Here is a 17802-nt window from a genome sequence, read left to right as displayed (position 1 = left end):
AACGTTGTCAGATGATGGCTGGTTCGGGATAATAGAGAAAAATTGATAAAGTTGAGGATCATAATGATGAAAGATGAACAACATTTATCGCGTGTCGAACGTAGAAAGCGCGAATTAGAACAACAAGAAATCGAATCGTCTCGTGTGGACCATGGTGAAACGGACGAGCCCTCTATACATGCACAATCTGAACAACAGCGTGAACGGGTAACACGCCAATCAGAACATCCCTTTTTAAATGAACAAACCCAAGAATCGCCAAGGACGAAAAATGGGACGGCAAAGTCAAGTCGGAAACGACTGCCCCGGGTTTCATTATTTTCGAAACGAAAACCATCTCGACCAAATTCTCGACAGACGACGAAACCATCAACACCGTCTACCCCTGCTAAACGAGAAATGGATCATTCGTCTAAACAACCATCGAAACGAAAGCGTAAATGGAAGGGGAAAGCTGCCCTTCTTTTACTGGCAATGCTACTGATTGTTGGATATTTTGCGACTGCTCCATTTACATTCCTCATTATGGGGAGCGATGCGCGAGTAGGAGAATCGTTGTCGGGATCTCGTACGGACTCCTTGCAGTTGATGGAATTCGTACCACGCTCTGGTACTGTTCAGAATGTATCGATTCCACGTGATACGTATACAGCGATTCCATGTGAGCCTGAACGGGAAGGTGATAAAATCACGCATGCGTTCGCGTTCGGAGGTGCAGAGTGTACGATTGGTGCCGTGGAAGGGCTGACCGACGCCTCGGTCGATGGACAGGTCGTCATCACGTTCGAATCATTCATGGAATTGATTGATTTGATTGGTGGGGTAAATGTCACGGCGACGCATTCGTTTAGCGAGAAAGGGTTCAACCAGACGTATGAGTATACGGAGGGTGTTTCCTATGCGATGGATGGAGACATGGCATTGGCGTATGCGAGACATCGTAAATCGGATACGGATGGAGCACGTTCGAATCGTCAAACGGAGGTCATGACAGCTGTCGCTGAAAAACTGGCAAGTCCTTCAGGATGGACAAAAATTCCGGCGACGTATCGCTTCATGAAAGAAGAAATGGGACTTGAGATGAACGTCTTGCAAATGGCATCTGTCGGATTGACGATGATTTCGAATCCTGAGGTGAATAAGATGCAAGTCGAGGGTCAAGATGCTTATATCAATAACGTGTATTACTATGAACCGTTAGAAGAGAGCGTGCAGGCGATTCGAGACGCCCTTGATTTATCTGTCTGGGGTACTGTCAGATAATTTTAAGAAAAGGGTTTGATTCTGACTTGAAAGAGGAAATTTAAACAAATGAACTACTCTTTTGAGGAGGGAAATTTGAATGAAAGTTTTAGTCATTGGAGCAACAGGAAAGATCGGGAAACGTGTATTGAAAAGCCTGGCGAAAACCCATCAAGTGACCGCTTTAATTCGTTATCCTGAACTACAAGCAGAGTACGAGAAAATGGGTGCACACGTATTGACGGTTGATGTCGAGACAGAACTCGAGAAGAAAGTACATGAGGCGACAAGTGGACAAGATGCCGTTATTATCGCGGCAACTGCTGGCGCGGATGGTTCGAGCACTGAAATTGAACTGCTTGACCGAAACGTTGCGATGAATGCCATCGATGCCGCTAAGAAGGAACGGGTACGTCATGTTGTCTTACTCAGTGCCTATGGCGCTGATCAACCGAACGCTGCACCGAAAGAACTCTTTAACTTTCTGTCAGCTAACAATGCCGCTGACGAGTATATCGAACATAGCGGTTTGAACTATACGATCATTTGCCCAGTGACCATTGTTGATGAACCGAGTAAAGGTTCAATCGAAGCATCAGAGGACTTGAGTGATGCGGATGGTGCGACGATTTCCGAAACCGATGTCGCGACTGTCATCGCAGCGTCTCTCGACAACCGAGGTCTGTACGGTCGCCGAATCGAAATCAAGTCTGGTAGCACACCGATTAATGAAGCGCTCGACTTTGAAGGGCGTGGAGAGGTTGCGAACGGCGGAAGAACGACATTACGTCGACCACAACGATCATAATGAGTTGAGGAGAAGATGATATGGAACGGAAACTTTATAAAGACCCAAACAATAAAATGATTGCTGGTGTTTGTTCAGGGCTTGGAAACTATCTAGGGGTGGACGTCACCATTATGCGAGTCCTATTCGTGGCGATGGCGCTTCTCGGTGGCCCGGGACTCCTCATTTATATCATTCTGGCACTCATCATGAAAAAGCCGGTGTCAGAATATGAAGCCGAACAAGACGATCGCTTCTAAATCAAAAATCAATCCGACAAGACGTCGGATTGATTTTTTAGTTTTCCATATATAATGTATAACTCGCTTCGAACGTTTCGTTTGGTGGGAGGAGTTGGATCCCTTCTTTGTGTAGGAAATCTTTTCGATGGCCTTTATAATCCGCATGTCCGAACCAAGGTTCCAAACAGACGAACGGAGCGTCTTTCTGCGGCGGAGACCAGATGCCGAAATGCGTGAAAGAGGGACTCTCCATCACGATGGCTGCGCCGGTTGGTTGATGTCGGAGTGCAGCATATTCAATCTTCTCAAAAATGAGTGCATCGTCGTCAAATAACGACCGAGTGAGGGGGATATACTGACGCTCTCCGAGTGGTTGATACGCGCCTGTTAAATAAGGGCCCTCGAGCAAATAGCGATCGAGGGAGCGGATTTCGCCGAAATCGATCACGTAGTCTTCAAATGTCCCGCCCATGAACGGAATATTGAATGCAGGATGACCACCGATGCTAAACGGTAACGTCGTTTCGCCCGGGTTATGGACGCGATACGTCACAATCACTTCTTCGCCCACAAGTTGATAGGACACGGTCAGTGTGAATGGGAATGGATAGTGTTGACGTGATTCCGATGTATCGTTCAATGTGAAGCGGACCGACGTGGCAGTCGAAGATTCGACCTCGAACATAGCGTCCCGAGCGAATCCGTGTTGACTCATCGTATAGGTGTTTCCCTCATATACATATTGATCATCGAGCAATCGACCGACAATCGGGAAGAGGATCGGGGCTTGTCGTCCCCAATAGGTCGGGTCCCCTTGCCATAAGAGTTCAGTTCCGGATACTTTCCAACTTGTCATCTCAGCACCTTGTGCCTTTAAGGTTATCTGTATTTTCTCGTTTTGAAGTTGCACAATCCATACGCTCCTTTACGGGTTTATGATAAGTTAAGTGTAGAAATCTTAAGTAAAACAAACAAGGGGTAAATGATGCGCTTACAAAGAATTGGTATTGGAACGCTGATCCTTCTATTGATTGCTGGCCTCGCATATAAAGGCTACGAGGAATATATGATGACACAAAAGAAAGAAGAAGCGGTTCCGATCGTCCAAAATGAATCGGTATTAGGAGGACTTGAAGTGGGGCAACAAGCCCCGGACTTCACTTTGAATACGTTAGATGAGGAGAATTTGACCCTTTCTGAGTTCCAAGGACAGCCGGTCGTCATTAACTTCTGGGCCTCTTGGTGTCCGCCATGCCGGGATGAGTTTCCTGAACTCGTATCGTTTGAAGAAGCGACAGGCATCCCAGTACTTGGCGTGAACGTCACCAAAAATGAGCGACGAGGAAAAGAGGACGTGGAGGCATTCCTAGATGAGTATCCCGTTGATTTTCCGATTTTGCTAGATGAAGAGGCCGCTGTCGAGCAACAATATCGCGTTGTCGCATTACCGACGACGTACGTTCTAGATGCAAAAGGGATCATCGTGGCCAAAAAAACGGGTCCGGTTGACGAGGCGTGGCTTCAGCAACAAATCGACGACATCTCAGAATGATTCATTCGAAAAAAAGCTGAACGAACTGCCCGGTTAGAGAGGGCAGACCGTTCAGCTTTTATAGTGTTGCTTGATCAATGCGTCAAAGTTAGGGGTCATATCTTCTTCAAGATAGTAATGATGGTTGTCTCGAATGATTGTATCACCAACACGTGCTTCGGATGGTAGGAATCGTCTAGGGATGAAACTTGAGCCGTTGTTCCATCTCAATACGGCATATTTTCCCTCGATTCGTACCAATGTACCGTACTTAATCATACCTCTTCCTCCTCGACGAGCAGCTTCTGTCTCTTTTTATCCTTACATCATGTATTCCCAAATTCCACAAAAGCTACACATCTTTACACGTGTCTGTCTAATCACTATAGGGACGTTGTATCAAAAAACGATAGAGGTTAAATGCGGGAAATGTGAAGAAAGTTTGAAGAAAACGCTTTCTTTTTTTGAAATGGTCTTTTATAATGAAACCACGGGGTGATTATGACGAAACTGTGAACAATGGGGGGATGGTCATGTTTTCTTCTGCAATGATTGGGTTACTCGCTCTGACGGGAGTAACGATCTATGGGGTTGACCGTATGTTCACGGTCCGCTCAGAACGCGTCACAAAGAAATAGGTCTACATAGGGGGAAATCGCAACGTCTTGGGGAGACGTTGCGATTTTTTTATACGTCTTGTTGACGAGACCGACGATCGGTCTCTTTTTGTTCCACCATCTTTCGATTCCGCTCATGAACACGGTCAAAAAAAGCGTGCTCTGGCCATGCGGAGGACCAATGACGTTCTTCGGGGAGTGCCAAGATATATTCTTCCGCCGCACTCAATCTCTCAATCATGTGACTCCGGCTGTCGCACAAATCGCCGTGCCCTGGTACGAACCAGCGAATCTCATGTTCGTAGATGAGTGATTGCAAGGTTTGTAACGTGTCGAGATAGGCGGTTGGGTCGTGTTCGATAAAAGGTGGCTCGACATTAGACCCATAATCTCCACAAACGAGAAGATTCATGGATTCGATGAGAACCGACATATGCGTCGCGTCATGGCCCGGTGTAGAGAGGAAGGTCACGGGCACTGAACCGATTAAAAGCGTTTGATCGGGTTGGATGACCAGGTCGATGTCCGGTTTTTGAATCGGGTGATCAATATAATATTGTTCATAAAACTCGCGAATCTCATTTAATTGGTCAGATGAGTCTGCATCGACGAAAGCCTGTGAGGCAATCGTTGTGGCATCTGCAAAGCCGTAAGCTCCGATGATGTGGTCAAAATGATGATGTGTGAAGATGACATAAAGCGGCCGATTCCGACGGTGTAATTCGATGTCACGACGGATTGTCGCAATTTCTTCGGGGAGCCAGGTCGGGTCAATCAACAAAAGGGCATCTGGTGTATCGATGAGGGTCGATGTCGTTCGCATCAACGCGCTTTCGTATACGGTAAAGGATTGCAGCTTCGCTTGAATCAATGGAGTTCCTCCTTGTCTGTATGGATTCAATCACTCTTTTCCCCAAAACAATAGACGGAACAACAAAAAAGCAGAAAGTCGTGTGACTTTCTGCTTTTTGCAGGGTCTCAACCGTGCAGTGTATGTGTGCGAGATACTCTCGCGTATATGTCGATATTGGAGCGGGTGAAGAGAATCGAACTCTCGTCATCAGCTTGGAAGGCTGAGGTTTTACCATTAAACTACACCCGCATCAAAGAAAAAATATGGAGCGGGTGAAGGGAATCGAACCCTCGTCATCAGCTTGGAAGGCTGAGGTTTTACCATTAAACTACACCCGCGAAACGTATTAACTCTTAACGTTACTTTGATATAATAGCATATACGATGGAATTTGCAAACCCTTTTTTAAAAAAACTTTTTAGGTTGCAGAATCCTATTCACAACGCAGATAATAGAAAAAAGGGGAGAAATGAAATATGAGTGAGCGAAAATCATATTTACGACTGATGGGTGAAGGGTTTCGAATGTTGAAACAATCGAAACAAACGAACACGACGGTGTCTCTCCGAAGTTGGACGTTTTCAATCCATCATGAACAAGAATGGCAGGTTGTGTTACGAACGAATCGAATCAAGTGGGTCGGATTACCAAGTATGACGTTTGAGATTCATCCGGATATGATTCAAATAGGAGATCTTCGAGTCACCCGTCACGCACAATCGAACGAAGTACGTTTGACAATCGATGAAGAATGGGGATTGGAAAATAAGGTTGTTTGTGACAACCTAGAATGGGAAACGTTCGTCGATGCGCTCAAACAAGTGAAGGGGGAGTAAGCGTGAGTGGAGAGAGGTTGTATCGGATGGAAGCCGAGGCTCGAGGGAGTGCTTGGCGTGCCCGGGTTCTAACAGGAATTCAACGATTTCGATTTTATAAAGGGGAATTGCTTGCACCGACAAGCCGACCGTATGTCGTGTTAAGCATCTCGCAAGATGAAGGAGCCCTGCCAGATTTAATTGAGACCGATATGGGTATCCTCTTGATCCATGAGCGGGTGGGACCTATCTTTATGAATGTCTGTCCGTATGACGTTCAGCTCGTTCGTGTCGAGCTTCATACGAGTACCGGGAAAACCGATCGTTACTGTGCGCTGAACGTCCTCCGCCGCTTTGAAATCGAATACCTTGAACATTCAAACGAATATCGTCCGCTGAGTGCGGATCGACTCTATTTCCTATCCAATCAAACTGTCCGCATGAACTTATTTGGACATATGATCGCCCAAGACGTAAATAGCCAACGTCTTTACGTGACCGAACGCTTGAAGTACGCGCTTCAAGCTAAAATGGTCACAGGGCTGGCATTCAAGCAAGTAAAGGAGAAAACAGCATGAAAGAGTACGAAATTGATGGATGGTTCCGCCTGACGTATCCGGAACATTATGAATACAGCGAAGAGGAAGACTATGTGAGTTTTTACTCGACGGAAGCGGATGCGCAAGGGACGCTTCAAATCTCAATCTATGAATCAGAAGATTCGCAAGAACCAAAACAATCCGCTATGAGCGAATTGAATACGTTCTTAGGCGAATTTCCGATTGATGTAAAGATTGCTCCAAGTGTCACGACTGAAACGAGTGATATGACAACGGCCTACGCAAGTGGGATTGAGGATGGGATGCATTTAGATGTATGGTCCTTGACCGACGGGAAACGGCTCTTATTCTTAACTTACGTAGCCGATCAGGTGACCGATGAAAAGATGGAAATCGAGTCCATTATCGATTCGATTGAGTGGACATAAAAGGAGACACGACGCCAACGAGGCGCGTGTCTCCTTTTTTACTGATATTTTGGTACATCGAAGTTGAGTGTGTAAGCATCAAGTGATTGATAGATATTATAGATGCTTGTCGTTTGTTTTGCGGCCCATCCGATATCCGTTGCATATTGGTGCGTTCCTGGTGAAGAAGGATTGAAGCGCATCTTATACAGCGTATTTTGTTTATATGTCGGGTGATTGATATAGCTAGCCCCAATCCAGTAAGCTCCTCCGATAATCGCTTCTTTAGGAGAGAACCACTTTTGTTGGAAGGCGTATTTGGCGCCATTTCCAAGAGGGTTGCTATCTGTTGCTTGAATACCGTACATATTATAGACGGTTGCTGCAACAGGACGTTCCGGATAAATCCGGTTCCCACTCGAGTTAATTAATGCATTCCCATCTTTATCGACAGGAACTCCTTTTGCGAGAAGGGATGTACCATGTCCAGTTTCAAGGATGGCATGCGAGAGAAGATACACTTCGTTCACGCCATACATACTAGCCGCATCAACGAATGCCTGACCTTGTCCGCTGAGCGTTCCTTTTGATGTGAGGACCTTGTTCAATGTTGTCGCAGTTGTCCCAGCGCTCTTCGATAAATCTAAGAATTGATAGAATGATCGAGAGTTTGCATCAATCTGGCTAGGATCGACGTATGGAAGAAGATCATCAACTGATGCACGGCGCCAAGTGTTATCAAAGACTCGGATATTGTGTCCGGCCGGTCGTTTATACGAAATCGTATAGTATGTGCCGGATTGACCTGTAATCGTAACGGTTTCGCCTGTATTAATTTGACCGTACGCATGAGATGTTAAAATTGGACGGCTCAAAATGTTGGCGGTTCCGACGACTGAACTTGGTGTCACGTAACCGGTCATCGTGCCGTATTTTACTTTATACCAAACGGTTGACCCCGAAGTATAACGGTCAACGTATTGAATTGACGCACCATATGGAATGGTGACGAGCGAGGACGAGCTTGAAGAGGCTGTCATCTTCAAAGCGGTTCCTAACCCTGAGACAACAGTCATCTCAGATTTCACAATCTTTCCTGTCGATCCGTTGACACTTACCCAAGCACGAGGTAGGTAGGCTTCATCGTATCGATGTGCATCCGTTTGGGCGAATTGAGCCACTTGACGGTCTGCCATCTGACGAACTGTCATCGGATAACTAGTATACGAAACTTTTTTCGTGATACCTGTCGCAGGTGGGGTCGTTGTGACAGGTACGACGTAATCGGTATGAATATAGTTGCCGCTATACGTACCACTTGTAAGAAGTGCCCAGTCTGAACCGACAATTGGTTTGATGTTGACAATCGTTCCCGTACTTAACGTTCCGACTTTATTTGCTGTTGTCACTTCAGGCGTCGAACGAACGTTGAGTGGCTCGTTCCCATCTACATAGATACGAACTTGACGTTCTTCTTCGTATTGTTCGTCTGACGGTACTGTTTTCGAGAAGTAATCTGCCGTCGCATAACCTGTAATAGGACCGTATTCGATTTTAAAGAATCGATCCGTGAGACCAGGTTCCGACACTTGTTGAACTTTCGTGCCGAATGGAATGACCGCAACCTTCACTTTTTCAGCATCCGAGCGGTTGTATAAAACGACATCACGCGTTGTATAATAATCTGTTTTCACCACGACCTCTGGATCTTTTAATGAAAAGTGACTAGAACCTGCATATCCTGTTTTTCCGTCATAGCGAATCTTGAACCAAGAACTAGAAAGACCGCTTTGTGAAAGCTGTTCTACTTTTGCACCAAATGGAATCGTGGCAATCTTCGTCGCTCCGGCTGCAGACGAACTATACATCGCTACATTTCGAATCGCAAAGTATGGTGTGATCGTCACTTCTTCAGGTGCCTTCGTTGAAAAATGACGAGCGGCAGCGAAGCCGGTGACTCCATCATATTCAATTTTGAACCAAGAGTCCGATAAGTTAGCATCCGATACTTGGACGACTTTTGTTCCTTCTTGAATCGTGCGTAGACGAGCTGCTCCGGAAGCGGATGACTCATATAACACGAGGTCTCGAACCGCATAATAGGTTGTTTTGACGACGGCTTCAGGTTTTGATGTCGAGAAGTTACGCGCGGCCGCATAGCCGACCGTGTCCCCGTATTGGACTTTATACCAAGATGAACTCAATCCGTTCACATATACACGCTTTACTTCTGCCCCAAGTGGAATTGTTGCAATTTTTGATGCACCAGTTCCTGAACTATTGTAGAGCGCGACATTCTTCACCGCGTAATATGTCGTGACTGCTTCTGGAGCAAGCGAAGTCGCGGTAAAGTTACGTGCTGGTGCATAACCGACAAGTGAACCGTATTCGAGTTTATACCATGAACCCGTCGCGCCTAATGAATCGAGGTAAGTGACTTTCGCACCTTCTGGAATCGTTGCGATTTTAGACGCACCTGAACCGGTCGAATCGTACAAGACGGCAGTTGTCGAAGCGTAAAACGAAGGACTTGTTTCGCTGAAGTATCGTGCTGCCACATATCCTGTATATGTACCAAATTGTACTTTATACCAAGATCCTGTCGCCCCGTGAGTAGATAGATGCGTCACGAGTGATCCTTTTGGGATGACTGTTTCGATTGAAGCGGACGTTGACATGGAAGAACGAAGATTGACGTTCATTTCAGCTACATATAATGAAGCGGATGTAGTAGAGGCTGTTGTCATAGATGAACCGATTGTCAAATACGTAGAAGAAACGTATCGTTTTTGACCTTCGAAGTTGATTTGTGCCCATTCATCGTTGACGGTGTATACATCTACCGTTGTTCCTTCCGTTAATTTGCCGACGATTGAAGACGATGTCGACGAATCAGACCGTACATTTAAAATGGGTGTGTTGACTGTTCCTTCGGATGTTGCTGCATATGATTGGAGTGGTGCGAGAGTGCTCAGTATCGTTCCTGAGACAATCGTGGCTACTCCTAATCTTGAGAGTGTCGATTTCAATATGTTACCCCTTTCGGATGAGAGAGCATGATTAAATTGATTGCGGTCTAAGTATAACGTACTTAAAAAATGGAAAGAAGAAGTAGAATTACAAAAAAGGTAAATGCTTAAAATAATTTTTCTAAAATCAGGTAAATGAAAAATCCCCTTGTAAAAGGGGATTAAGTAAATTAATGGATTCTGTTTTGCTTCATCCAAGCAAGAATATCTGACCATACTTGTTCGCGGTGTGCTTCACGAAGAATTTCATGTCGAGCATTGTCGTAAGTGACGACTGCGAGCTCGACATCTGCATTACGATATTTCTTAATGATTCCGTTCAACCCTTCTCCGTCATGCGTGACAGGATCGTCCATTCCGGCAACGAACAAAACTGGAAGAGACTTCGGATGTTCATGAATCCGTGCAGACGTGGTGACATCTAATGAAGCGCGTGTCACTTCATGTAAAAAACCGAGGGAAGGCAAACCGCCACAATTTGGGTCGGCGAGATAGGAGTCGACTTCGTCTGGAACACTTGAAAGCCAGTCGCTATCCGTTCGAGCAGGTAAAAACTTAAGATTATAACGTCCGAATAACAGTCGTTCAAAAAAACGAGATTGGTGTGTTTCGTGTGTTCGTTTCATCGCGGTAGCAATTAAGCGATGCCCGAGTTCGCCTGCAACTCCTGGATGAGGAGGCGGGGCGACGACGACGATTCCGGATAAGGCGTGCCCCATGACTTGTCCGAGCTTTCGAACGAGAAGAGAACCGAAACTATGACCTATTAGATATGTCGGACGATCATCCTCATATTGACGGATTAGGAACTGTGCATCCTCAACAAGTTGTTGGAATCCCGTTCCTGGCGTAAGATGCCCATATGTGCGTTGGTCATGAGCGCTTGTACCCGCACCTCGCAAGTCACACACAAACACATCATAGCCATTATCTGCCATAAACTGTGCAAACTCAATATATCTTTTGTGATGTTCGAGCATCCCGTGAAACATGAATATTTTTCCAATCGATTGCTCTGCCTGAACGTGCATCACTTCTGTTTGATACCCGTCAGGATACGTCAACTCCGATACGATCATGTGTCATCCCCCTATTAGAAAAGGCCGATTGCTTTTCCGGATTCGTCAATTCCCATATTGAGAGCTGCTGGATGTTTCGGTAACCCAGGCATCGTCAACACGTTGCCTGTTAAGGCGACGAGGAATCCTGCTCCCACTGAAGGTTTTAATTCGCGAACAGTGATGGTGAATCCTTGTTGATAACCGAATTTTGAAGGGTCGTCTGAGAGGGAGAACGGTGTCTTCGCCATACAAATGGGAAGGTCCGACCAGCCGTTAGCCTGAACATCTTGCATTTGCTTTTGTGCTTTGGCGGTAAACACGACGTCTGCAGCACCATATACTTCTCTCGCAATGGTTTTAATCTTTTGTTCGATCGAATCGTTCAACTCATACAGAGGCGTAAGTTTGCTTTCGTTCGACTCGACGGCGTCAATGACCGCTTCGGCTAACTGTCGACCACCAAGTCCGCCGTTTGCCCATACTTCGCTGAGCGAAGCACGAATACCGTGTGCCGCACACCAATCAAGAACGGTTGCAAGTTCCTCTTCTGTATCTGAATTGAAACGGTTCAATGCGACGACCGTAGGCAGTCCGAGTTTTTTCATCGTATCGATATGTTTGGCGAGTAATTTCAATCCTTCTCCGACTGCACCGACATTCTCGATGTGAAGCTGATCTTTTGAAACGCCACCGTGCATTTTTAAAGCGCGAACGGTTGCGACGAGTACGACCGCATCCGGATTCAAATCACCGACTCGAGATTTGATATGACAGAACTTTTCTGCCCCGAGATCGGCACCGAACCCAGCTTCCGTCACCACATACTCCCCAAGTTTTAATGCAGTCTTCGTTGCAATCAATGAATTGCATCCGTGCGCGATGTTTGCGAACGGTCCGCCGTGAACGAGTGCAGGCGTTTGTTCGAGCGTTTGGACGAGGTTCGGTTTAAAGGCTTCCTTCAACAGTAATGTCGCCGCCCCGGCCGCCCCGATTTGTTCTGCCGTGATTGGTTCTTTTTGATGGTCATAGGCGACTACGATTCGCTTGATGCGTTCTTCGAGGTCGTCCAATGAATCGGCCAGACAGAGAATCGCCATGATTTCCGAAGCGACGGTAATATCAAATCCGTCCTCACGAGGGACTCCGTGAGCAGGACCACCGAGACCGACCGTGACATGACGAAGTGCGCGGTCGTTTAAGTCAAGGACACGCTTCCAGACGATATGTCGGACATCGATCCCAAGGTCGTTTCCTTGATGCAAGTGATTGTCGATCATGGCACTGATCGTATTATGGGCCGATGTGATCGCATGCATATCACCTGTGAAGTGGAGGTTGATGTCTTCCATCGGGAGAACTTGACTGAAGCCACCACCAGCAGCGCCACCTTTTAGACCCATCGTCGGACCGAGTGAAGGTTCGCGCAGACAGACGATTGCTTGTTTATCCAACTGGTTCAACGCTTGTCCGAGACCGACTGTCACCGTCGATTTTCCTTCACCAGCTGGTGTCGGATTGATCGCTGTGACGAGAACGAGTTTTCCGTCTTCCTGCGTTTTCACACGTTCGAGGACATCGTAAGAAAGTTTAGCTTTATATTTCCCGTAAAGATCTAGATCATCTTCACGTAATCCGATTTTTGCTGCGATGTCTTTAATCGGCAAGGTTTTGGCTTGTTGGGCAATCGTAAGGTCAGATAATGGTTTCGTCGTTGTCATTCAAAAAGTCCCTCCGTTTATCGAACGATATCTTTTTATTCTCTTAAAATCATTCGGAAATTTCGGATTAAAATATGAATCAAGGCAAATCATATTTAATCCGTTCGTATTATCATTGATTTTATCATAACTCATCACGCCTTCAAATTCATTCATTCCGTTCAATATTTTCCACCCTTTCCGTCAAATGTATCCGTTTTCATTAAGGGTTTGACACGATACAGTGATAGTGGAGGCGATACACATGACTGAGACTACTAAACGGACGAAACGCAGAGGGAATTGGAAGAAACCTGCGAGCTTTATAGCATTTGTTGGACCTGCTTTTCTGGCATTTGTCGCAATCGTACTCATCCCATTTTTTAATGGCATTTACTATAGTTTCACTGATTGGAACGGTGTGACCGGAGAACTCAACTTTGTCGGATTGGATAACTATCATCGCTTGTTCTTTGAAGATGAGCAGTTCCGCGCTTCTTTTTGGATTACGACGAAATATACGCTTGTGTCTGTCCTATTGACGAATATCGTCGGTTTCTCATTGGCGCTATTATTGACGATGAACATTAAGACGCGAAACTTCCTACGCACAATTTTCTTCATGCCGAACTTGATCGGTGGCTTAATTCTTGGGTTCATCTGGCAGTTCATTTATGTAAAAGGATTTGCCTCGATCGGTGCGTTGACGGGGTGGAGCCTGTTCGAATTACCATGGCTCGGAGATGCGCAAACGGCATTTTGGGGAATCGTGATTGTCGCCATCTGGCAAGGTGGCGGGTATGTCATGGTCATCTACATCGCGGCGCTACAAAACGTGCCGACTGATTTGATGGAGGCGGCACGAATTGATGGGGCGAATCGTCTTAAGATGCTCCGCCATATCACGCTACCGATGATTATGCCATCGATTACCATCTGTTTGTTCCTGACCATCTCTTGGTCATTCAAAGTGTTTGATACGAACTTGTCGCTCACGAATGGTGGACCGTTCAAATCGACCGAGATGTTAGCCTTAAATATCTATACGGAGTCTTTTGTGAATAATAATTATGGTCTCGGGTCAGCGAAGGCGGTCATCTTCTTCTTGGTCGTGGCTGCGATTACGGTGACGCAAGTGTACGTGACGAAAAAACGGGAGGTGGAAGCATGACGACGGAAAAATTGGAACATGTCGAGAGAAACGTAGAGAAGACACCGAAGCGTATCCCGCAGCGTCCACTTCGCCCGGGAACGTATTCTTGGAACCTTGGAATTATTGAGCTCGTCGCCATCTTGCTCGGACTACTCTATTTGGTCCCGTTCTATTACGTTGTCGCCAACTCGTTCAAATCGATGGCTGAAATCTTTACGAATACGTCCGCCTTACCGAACGAGTGGTTGACCTCAAACTATACAGAAGCATGGGAAGCGATGAATTATGGACGTGTCTTTTTGAACTCCCTTCTCATCACGGTCGGAGCGAATGCGGTCATTGTCATCTTCACCTCGATGGCGGCATGGAAACTCGTTCGGACGAAACATTGGGTTTCCACAATGATCTTTTTCTTGTTCGTGGCAGCGATGGTCATTCCGTTCCAGTCCATCATGATTCCGCTCGTGAAAGTTTCGAGTATCCTCGGTCTGTTGAATAGTCATTGGGGCCTGATTGTCATGTATCTAGGTTTTGGGTCTGGTATCTCAGTATTCCTTTATCACGGATTCATGAAGTCGATTCCTGAGGAGATTGAAGAAGCCGCCATCATCGACGGTTGCTCGACATGGGGTGTCTTCTGGCGCATCGTCTTTCCGCTTCTCAAGCCGATCACGGTGACAATCGTCATCTTGAACAGTCTATGGATTTGGAATGACTTCTTATTACCATCGCTTGTTCTTCGTGATGTCGAGTTACGGACCATCCCGCTCGCGACATTCTATTTCTTTGGACAGTACACGAAACAATGGGATTTGGCATTAGCAGGTTTAGTGTTAGGAATCGTTCCCCTTCTGGTCTTTTTCTTCGGCATGCAAAAGCATATCATCAAAGGGATCACAAGCGGTTCGATTAAATAACCCTCCCAAGGGAATCCTCCGTTCGCTACACGGAGGATTATTTTTTTTGAAAAAAATCGTTGACATTAATCTGAATATTTATAATAATGAACTCAATTCAATTGTGAACGACGTCGAAAGGACGAGTACACGAAGGTAGTGAGCCAAGCGATCCGGGGGTGGTGTGAGCCCGGTCTTAACCCTTCGTCGAAAAACTTCCTGGAGTCGCTACCCGAACGCTTTGCCAGTAGACGTAGCCGGACCGCTCCCCGTTATCGGAGTTACGAGATGATTGTCTCGAAAAAGTGAGTAGATTCGTCTACTAATTTGGGTGGCACCGCGGAACCGAAGTCTTCCGTCCCATGTTCGATGGGAATGGAGGGCTTTTTTTCATGGCTTCATTTTCAAATATTCCACAATTGGAGGAAACGGAAAATGACAACAGCAACAAGCACGATGAAAGAAAGACAGCAGACGATTGCAGCAGTAAAGGCACTCTTTGAGGAGAAAGTCTCACGTGAACTCGGACTGATTCAAGTACAAGCACCGCTATTCGTCGAATCGGCGAGTGGGGTCAACGATCACTTGAACGGTGTGGAGCGTATCATTCAGTTTGATACGATGTATCCGGGACATGAACTTGAAATCGTTCAGTCACTCGCGAAATGGAAACGTGAAGCGCTCGGTCGTTACGGATTCGGTGTCGGTGAAGGATTGTACACTCAGATGCGTGCCATTCGACGCGACGAAGAACTCGACGCGACACATTCTTTATTCGTCGATCAGTGGGACTGGGAACGAGTGATTGCTCGAGAAGAACGGACGATGGAATATTTGAAAGCAACGGTGGAGTCGATTTACGCTGCGCTCCGTGAAACAGAAGCGGAAGTAGAGAAAGCGTACGGTGTTGAAGCCATTCTTCCGGAAATGATTCATTTCATCACGAGTCAGGAGTTGGAGGATACGTATCCGACGATGACGCCGAAAGAACGTGAAACGGCTATCTGTAAAGAGTACGGTGCGGTCTTCATCTCACAAATCGGAGATCTTCTCGCTTCAGGTATGAAACACGATGGACGAGCGGCAGACTATGATGATTGGTCGCTTAACGGAGACATTCTCGTGTGGCACCCTGAGCTCGAGTCAGCATTTGAACTGTCATCGATGGGCATTCGTGTCGACGAAGTGGCACTTGATGCGCAACTGAAGAAAGCAGACGCGGAAGAGAAGCGCGCGTACCCATTCCATCAAGGAGTGCTCGAAGGAACGCTTCCTCTTACAATCGGGGGCGGAATCGGACAATCGCGTGTCGCAATGTATCTCTTGCGCGCGCGTCATATCGGAGAAGTGCAAACATCGGTCTGGCCGCAAGAAGTCATTCAATCGTGTAAAGAAGCTGGCATCAGCTTGTTGTAATATAAATAAGAAGAAACACGGAACAGGACTCGAAAAAAGAGTCCTGTTTTTCTGTGCAACATTTTCCACCCTATCCGTCAATTTTGACACCTACATTGTGGAAGCGTTTTCATTTAAAGTTGAGTTTGTAAAGATGGATAAGGTTAAGGGAGGAAATGAGATGAAACGGAAGTGGAAATTGTCTACAGCGGTCATGACGGCTGGAATGGTCTTATCACTCGCGGCTTGCGGCGGCGGATCACTCACGGACGAAGGTTCTTCTGAAGGGAATGCAGATAGTGGCGACAAAAAAGACGTCACGTTAAACGTCTTCCAATTCAAAGCAGAGATTGCGAAAGACCTTGAAGCGATGGCAAAAGAGTATGAAGAGGAAACGGGTGTGAAAGTCACGGTTCAAACCGTCGGTGGTGGAGCAGACTACGGTGCGGCCCTCAAATCACAATTCGCCTCAGGAAATGAACCGGATATCTTCAACAACGGTGGATTCACGGAAGCACAAACATGGAAAGATAAACTCGAGGACCTCTCAAGCGAGAAGTGGGTCGGAGATTTGACAGAAGTCGCCAAAGAGCCGATGACGATGGACGGTAAACTGTACGGAATGCCAATGAACCTCGAAGGTTACGGATTTATCTATAATAAAGAACTATTTGAAAAAGCAGGGATCAAAGAGTTACCGAAAACACTCTCTGAACTGACAGATGCTGCTGAGAAACTTGAGCAAGCGGGAATCACACCGTTCTCTGTCGGTTATGCAGAGTTCTGGATTTTAGGAATCCACTTGTTGAACATTCCGATGGCGCAACAAGACGACCCGGATGCATTTATTCAAGCGCTCAATGAGAATAAAGCGAAGTTTGAAGACAATGAACAGTTCCAAGAGTTTTTGAAGCTGTTTGATTTGACGATTAAATACGGAAACAAAAACCCGTTGACGACGGACTACAATACACAAGTCACACAGTTCGCCCAAGGAGAGACAGCAATGCTCCAACAAGGGAACTGGGCACAACAAATGATCCTCGACGTAAATCCAGATATGGAGATGGGCTTCGTCCCAATCCCAATCAATGACGATGCGGAGAAGATGGACCGACTTCCGGTCGGTGTCCCAAACAACTGGGTCGTCAACAAAAATTCGAAGTATAAAGAAGAAGCGAAAGACTTCTTAGAGTGGATGGCGACGTCGGATACAGGGAAAGACTACATGGTCAACAAGTTCAAGTTCATCCCTGCCTTCAAGTCGATTGAAGCCAACGACCTTGGACCACTCGCAGACGATATCTTGGCGTATTCGAATGAAGGGAAGACCATCTCTTGGAACTGGTTTAAGTATCCGGATGGAGCAGTGAATGAATATGGTGCCCTTATGCAGGCATATGTCGGTGGACAAAAAACAGGTGAAGAGATGCTTCAGGACTTCACGAAAGTATGGCAAGACAAAGTGAAATAAGCATGGCACAGACGGTGAAACGACCCCTTCACCGTCTGTGTTT

17 protein-coding genes, 2 tRNA genes and 1 other annotated feature are annotated in these 17802 nt (G+C 46.3%); of the genes, 11 read left to right on the top strand and 8 right to left on the bottom strand.

The window, feature by feature from the left end; translation table 11 throughout:
- Positions 1-66: 66 nt before the first annotated feature.
- The 3 genes from F3H97_RS12870 (at position 67) to F3H97_RS12860 (ending at position 2289) form a co-directional block, all read left to right on the top strand.
- Positions 67-1263 (top strand): LCP family protein, encoded by a 1197-nt coding sequence (locus F3H97_RS12870; protein WP_230872858.1) that lies wholly within the window; start codon positions 67-69, stop codon positions 1261-1263.
- Positions 1264-1342: 79 nt separating this feature from the next.
- Positions 1343-2050: an SDR family oxidoreductase gene (locus F3H97_RS12865; RefSeq protein ID WP_074037770.1), complete on the top strand. Its 708-nt coding sequence runs from the start codon at positions 1343-1345 to the stop codon at positions 2048-2050.
- A 20-nt stretch (positions 2051-2070) separates the two neighbouring features.
- Complete coding sequence (locus tag F3H97_RS12860) at positions 2071-2289, top strand: PspC domain-containing protein (RefSeq protein WP_074037769.1); 219 nt, start codon at positions 2071-2073, stop codon at positions 2287-2289.
- 37 nt (positions 2290-2326) lie between these two features.
- Here the strand turns inward: F3H97_RS12860 and F3H97_RS12855 are convergent, their stop codons facing one another.
- Positions 2327-3181: an aldose 1-epimerase family protein gene (locus F3H97_RS12855; protein WP_196431588.1), complete on the bottom strand. Its 855-nt coding sequence runs from the start codon at positions 3179-3181 to the stop codon at positions 2327-2329.
- A 75-nt stretch (positions 3182-3256) separates the two neighbouring features.
- Here F3H97_RS12855 and F3H97_RS12850 point away from each other — a divergent pair, with 75 nt between their 5' ends.
- On the top strand, positions 3257-3823 hold the full coding sequence (locus F3H97_RS12850) for a TlpA family protein disulfide reductase (protein WP_230872856.1): 567 nt from the start codon (positions 3257-3259) through the stop codon (positions 3821-3823).
- Positions 3824-3874: 51 nt separating this feature from the next.
- On the opposite strand, the gene F3H97_RS12845 is transcribed toward F3H97_RS12850, so the two are convergent.
- The 4 genes from F3H97_RS12845 to F3H97_RS12830 form a co-directional block, all read right to left on the bottom strand.
- Entirely contained in the window at positions 3875-4081 is a 207-nt protein-coding gene (locus F3H97_RS12845; RefSeq protein ID WP_015880796.1) for a DUF3006 domain-containing protein, read from the bottom strand.
- Between the two features lie 408 nt (positions 4082-4489).
- Entirely contained in the window at positions 4490-5290 is an 801-nt protein-coding gene (locus tag F3H97_RS12840) for an MBL fold metallo-hydrolase (RefSeq protein WP_196431586.1), read from the bottom strand.
- A gap of 157 nt (positions 5291-5447) precedes the next feature.
- Positions 5448-5521: transfer RNA gene (locus F3H97_RS12835), tRNA-Gly, on the bottom strand.
- Positions 5522-5536: 15 nt separating this feature from the next.
- A tRNA-Gly gene (locus tag F3H97_RS12830) sits at positions 5537-5610 on the bottom strand.
- Between the two features lie 138 nt (positions 5611-5748).
- Here F3H97_RS12830 and F3H97_RS12825 point away from each other — a divergent pair.
- From F3H97_RS12825 to F3H97_RS12815, 3 genes are read left to right on the top strand one after another with little or no spacing between them, the layout of a single operon-like run.
- A complete protein-coding gene (locus F3H97_RS12825; RefSeq protein ID WP_031421018.1) occupies positions 5749-6108 on the top strand; it encodes a hypothetical protein in 360 nt (119 codons plus the stop codon).
- Between the two features lie 2 nt (positions 6109-6110).
- Positions 6111-6665: a hypothetical protein gene (locus F3H97_RS12820; protein ID WP_236548971.1), complete on the top strand. Its 555-nt coding sequence runs from the start codon at positions 6111-6113 to the stop codon at positions 6663-6665.
- Positions 6662-7075 carry a DUF3805 domain-containing protein gene (locus tag F3H97_RS12815; protein WP_074037765.1) on the top strand — a complete coding sequence of 138 codons (414 nt, stop codon included), beginning with the start codon at positions 6662-6664 and terminating at the stop codon, positions 7073-7075. Before F3H97_RS12820 ends, F3H97_RS12815 begins: the two co-directional genes overlap by 4 nt.
- 38 nt (positions 7076-7113) lie before the next feature.
- Here the strand turns inward: F3H97_RS12815 and F3H97_RS12810 are convergent, their stop codons facing one another.
- The 3 genes from F3H97_RS12810 to F3H97_RS12800 form a co-directional block, all read right to left on the bottom strand.
- Positions 7114-10083 carry an SH3 domain-containing protein gene (locus F3H97_RS12810; RefSeq protein WP_196431585.1) on the bottom strand — a complete coding sequence of 990 codons (2970 nt, stop codon included), beginning with the start codon at positions 10081-10083 and terminating at the stop codon, positions 7114-7116.
- A 170-nt stretch (positions 10084-10253) separates the two neighbouring features.
- Complete coding sequence (locus F3H97_RS12805) at positions 10254-11162, bottom strand: alpha/beta fold hydrolase (RefSeq protein WP_196431584.1); 909 nt, start codon at positions 11160-11162, stop codon at positions 10254-10256.
- Positions 11163-11176: 14 nt separating this feature from the next.
- Complete coding sequence (locus F3H97_RS12800) at positions 11177-12862, bottom strand: formate--tetrahydrofolate ligase (protein WP_196431583.1); 1686 nt, start codon at positions 12860-12862, stop codon at positions 11177-11179.
- 244 nt (positions 12863-13106) lie between these two features.
- Here F3H97_RS12800 and F3H97_RS12795 point away from each other — a divergent pair, with 244 nt between their 5' ends.
- The 4 genes from F3H97_RS12795 (at position 13107) to F3H97_RS12780 (ending at position 17759) form a co-directional block, all read left to right on the top strand.
- Positions 13107-14012 carry a carbohydrate ABC transporter permease gene (locus tag F3H97_RS12795; RefSeq protein ID WP_196431582.1) on the top strand — a complete coding sequence of 302 codons (906 nt, stop codon included), beginning with the start codon at positions 13107-13109 and terminating at the stop codon, positions 14010-14012.
- Entirely contained in the window at positions 14009-14911 is a 903-nt protein-coding gene (locus F3H97_RS12790) for a carbohydrate ABC transporter permease (RefSeq protein WP_078146321.1), read from the top strand. The genes F3H97_RS12795 and F3H97_RS12790 overlap by 4 nt, the downstream gene beginning before the upstream one ends.
- A gap of 104 nt (positions 14912-15015) precedes the next feature.
- Positions 15016-15256: a binding site (T-box leader), on the top strand.
- Between the two features lie 69 nt (positions 15257-15325).
- Positions 15326-16306, top strand: a complete 981-nt coding sequence (asnA, locus tag F3H97_RS12785; protein WP_074037761.1) for an aspartate--ammonia ligase — start codon at positions 15326-15328, stop codon at positions 16304-16306.
- A gap of 160 nt (positions 16307-16466) precedes the next feature.
- Positions 16467-17759: an ABC transporter substrate-binding protein gene (locus tag F3H97_RS12780; RefSeq protein ID WP_196431581.1), complete on the top strand. Its 1293-nt coding sequence runs from the start codon at positions 16467-16469 to the stop codon at positions 17757-17759.
- The last annotated feature ends 43 nt before the right edge of the window (positions 17760-17802 follow it).

The organism is Exiguobacterium sp. SRB7LM, from assembly GCF_015712685.1.
Lineage (GTDB): Bacteria > Bacillota > Bacilli > Exiguobacteriales > Exiguobacteriaceae > Exiguobacterium > Exiguobacterium profundum.
This window is presented reverse-complemented; position numbering and strand designations above follow the sequence as displayed.